The organism is Streptomyces sp. CBMA123 (assembly GCF_014596465.1).
In the GTDB taxonomy this organism is placed as follows: Bacteria; Actinomycetota; Actinomycetes; order Streptomycetales; family Streptomycetaceae; genus Kitasatospora.
The window spans coordinates 1-2,476 of the sequence record NZ_MECK01000425.1 but is presented as its reverse complement, the minus strand read 5'-3'; the positions used below and the strand labels follow the sequence as shown (position 1 = coordinate 2,476).

At 76.7% G+C, this 2,476-nt stretch carries 4 protein-coding genes; 1 reads left to right on the top strand and 3 read right to left on the bottom strand.

The annotated features are described in order from the left end of the window. The 3 genes from BG452_RS32660 to BG452_RS32650 form a co-directional block, all read right to left on the bottom strand. Positions 1-717, bottom strand: a 717-nt coding sequence (locus BG452_RS32660; RefSeq protein WP_188307971.1) for a M48 family metalloprotease, incomplete at its 3' end; no start/stop codon positions are given. Positions 718-720: 3 nt separating this feature from the next. Continuing rightward, positions 721-1,146 (bottom strand): BlaI/MecI/CopY family transcriptional regulator, encoded by a 426-nt coding sequence (locus BG452_RS32655; RefSeq protein ID WP_188307970.1) that lies wholly within the window; start codon positions 1,144-1,146, stop codon positions 721-723. Between the two features lie 177 nt (positions 1,147-1,323). Next, a complete protein-coding gene (locus BG452_RS32650) occupies positions 1,324-2,235 on the bottom strand; it encodes a DMT family transporter (RefSeq protein ID WP_188307969.1) in 912 nt (303 codons plus the stop codon). Between BG452_RS32650 and BG452_RS32645 the strand changes: the two genes are divergently transcribed. After that, the coding region (locus BG452_RS32645) for a GntR family transcriptional regulator (protein ID WP_188307968.1) at positions 2,234-2,476 on the top strand (243 nt) is incomplete at its 3' end. The genes BG452_RS32650 and BG452_RS32645 overlap by 2 nt on opposite strands.

Here is a 2,476-nt window from a genome sequence, read left to right as displayed (position 1 = left end):
GTGCGAGACCAGGGCCGCCCGGGCCACCGCCCGGGCGGTGATCCGCCGGTCCCCCACCGCCTGGGCCGACTCCTCGTCCGCCCACCGCTCCGCGCTGAACGCCACCGCGTCCTGCAGCGGCCGCAGGAACGGGTTGACGCAGGCGGCGAGCTGGGTGGTCAGCAGGTAGCGGTGGTGGCGGTGGCGCAGGTGCGCCCGCTCGTGGGCGAGCAGCGCCTCCCGCTCGTCCTCGGCCAGCCCGTCCAGCATCCCGGTGGAGACCACCACCCGCCCGGGCGAGCCGGGCAGCGCGTAGGCGTACGGGCTGCGGTCCGGCAGCACCGCGAGGTCACCGGCCTCGGCCGGCCCGTCGGGCAGCCCGGCCAGCGCCCGCCGGGCCCGGGAGCGGACCCGCAGGTGCCGTACGACCGTCCGGCAGCAGGCGAAGCCGACCAGCACCAGCAGCCACATCGCCGCCGTGCCGACGGTCTCGTGGTACGGCAGCGCGTGCCGCACCTCCGGGTCGGACCAGCTGTCCGGCAGCGGGTTGCCTGGGATCTGCGCGGTGCCCACCACGCCGATCAGCCCGAGGCAGAGCACGCTGCACACCGCCATCACGGCGCTGATCACGGTCATCAGCCGGGCGGCGCCGCGCGGGTGCAGGTGCTGCTCGGTCAGCCGGGCGATCGGCACCGCGGTCAGCGGCAGGATGAGCGGGAGGAAGACGAAGAAGCCCACGGGTCAGCTCTCACGGTCGGCCGGTGCCGGATCCGCGGACGCGGCGTCCAACAGCGCCCGCAGCAGTTCCTCGTCGTGCGGCAGCAGCGCGGTGACGAAGCTGGCGAGCACGGCGTCCCGGTCCGCCTCGCCGTCGAGCATCCGCCGCATCCGCAGCGCGGCCAGCCCGGCGGCGTCGGCCGAGGCCTGCCACAGGTACGAGCGGCCGGCGCGGCTCCGGGAGACGGCGTTCTTGGCGTGCAGCCGGGACAGGATGGTCATCACCGTGGTGTACGCCAGATCGCCCTCCAGGCGTTCCTGGACCCACCCCGCGGTGGCCGGGCCGGGCGCCCGCTGGAGCACCGCCAGCACCTGCGCCTCCAGCTCGCCCTGGCCGCGCCGTCGGGCCGGCGCGTCTCCGGACGCCGGGGCGTGCCTCTCGTCTGCCATGACGGCCCACTCCCTCCGGATGCCGCACCCCGGACCGACGCGGGGCGCGGGCTCATCCTAACGAGCGGAGGGCTCCTCCGGACGGCTCGGACCGAGGGTTCGGGGGCGTACGAGCTGGCCGGGGGCGTACGAGCGGGCCCGGGGTGTACGAGCGGGCCCGGGCCCTACACCCGGGCCCTACGCCCGGGCCCGCTGGGTGACCGCGATGCAGACCAGCACCACCGCCGCCGTCACCGGCGCGGCCACCGGCAGGTCCTCGCCCAGCAGCAGCACCGACCACACCAGCGTCAGCAGCGGCTGGGCGAGCTGCAGCTGACTCGCCCGCGGCACGCCGATCTCCGCCATCCCCCGGTACCAGAGCACGAACCCGGCGAACTGCGAGACCGCCGCGATGTACCCCAGCCCGGCCAGCGCCTTCGCGCCGGGGTGCACCGGCTCGACGGCCAGCCCGTACCCGGAGGTCAGCAGCATCACGGGCAGCGCGGCCACCACCGCCCAGGCGATCACCTGGGCGCCCGGGAGGTCCCGGGACAGCCGCCCGCCCTCCGCGTACCCGGCCGCGCAGACCAGCAGGCCGACGACCAGGTAGAGGTCGGCGACGGCCGGCCGGCCGTGGCTCTGCAGCAGCGTGAAGGCGAGCACGGCCACCGCCCCCACCAGCGCCGCCGCCCAGAACGCCCGGGACGGCCGGCGGCCGGTGCGCAGCGCCGCGATCACCGCCGTGGCCAGCGGCAGGACGCCGATGACCACCGCCGAGTGGGCGGTCGAGGAGGTCCGCAGGGCGAGCGTGGTGAGCAGCGGGAAGACCAGCACGCAGCCGGCCGAGACGACCACCAGCCCCGGCCAGTGCCGGCGCTTGGGCAGCGGGGCGGCGGAGGCCAGCAGGTAGAGGCCGGCCAGCACCCCGGCCAGGGCGCCGCGCAGCCCGGTCGAGGTCCACGGGCCGAAGCCGGTCAGGGACCACGCGGTGGCCGGGAAGCTGAGCGAGAAGGAGGCCACCCCGAGGGCGGCGAGGGCGGTGCCGGAGGCGGGCCCGCCGGGCCGGGGCGCTATCGCCGCACAGCGGGTAGCGCTATCTTGTGCCGTCATGAACGAGCGTAGCAGCGTGGCCGAACTCGCCGAAAGCCTGCGGCGGGAGGTCGAGCGCTACCCGGAGGGTCGAAAGCTCCCCGCCAGCCGGGCGCTGATGGAACGCCACCAGGTCAGCCCGGTGACGGTCTCCCGCGCCATCGCGGTGCTGGTCGCCGAGGGACTGGTGGTCTCCCGGCCGGGCGCCGGGGTGTTCCGGGCGGCGGCCTTCGCGGCGGCCCCGGGCGCCCCGGCGGCCCCG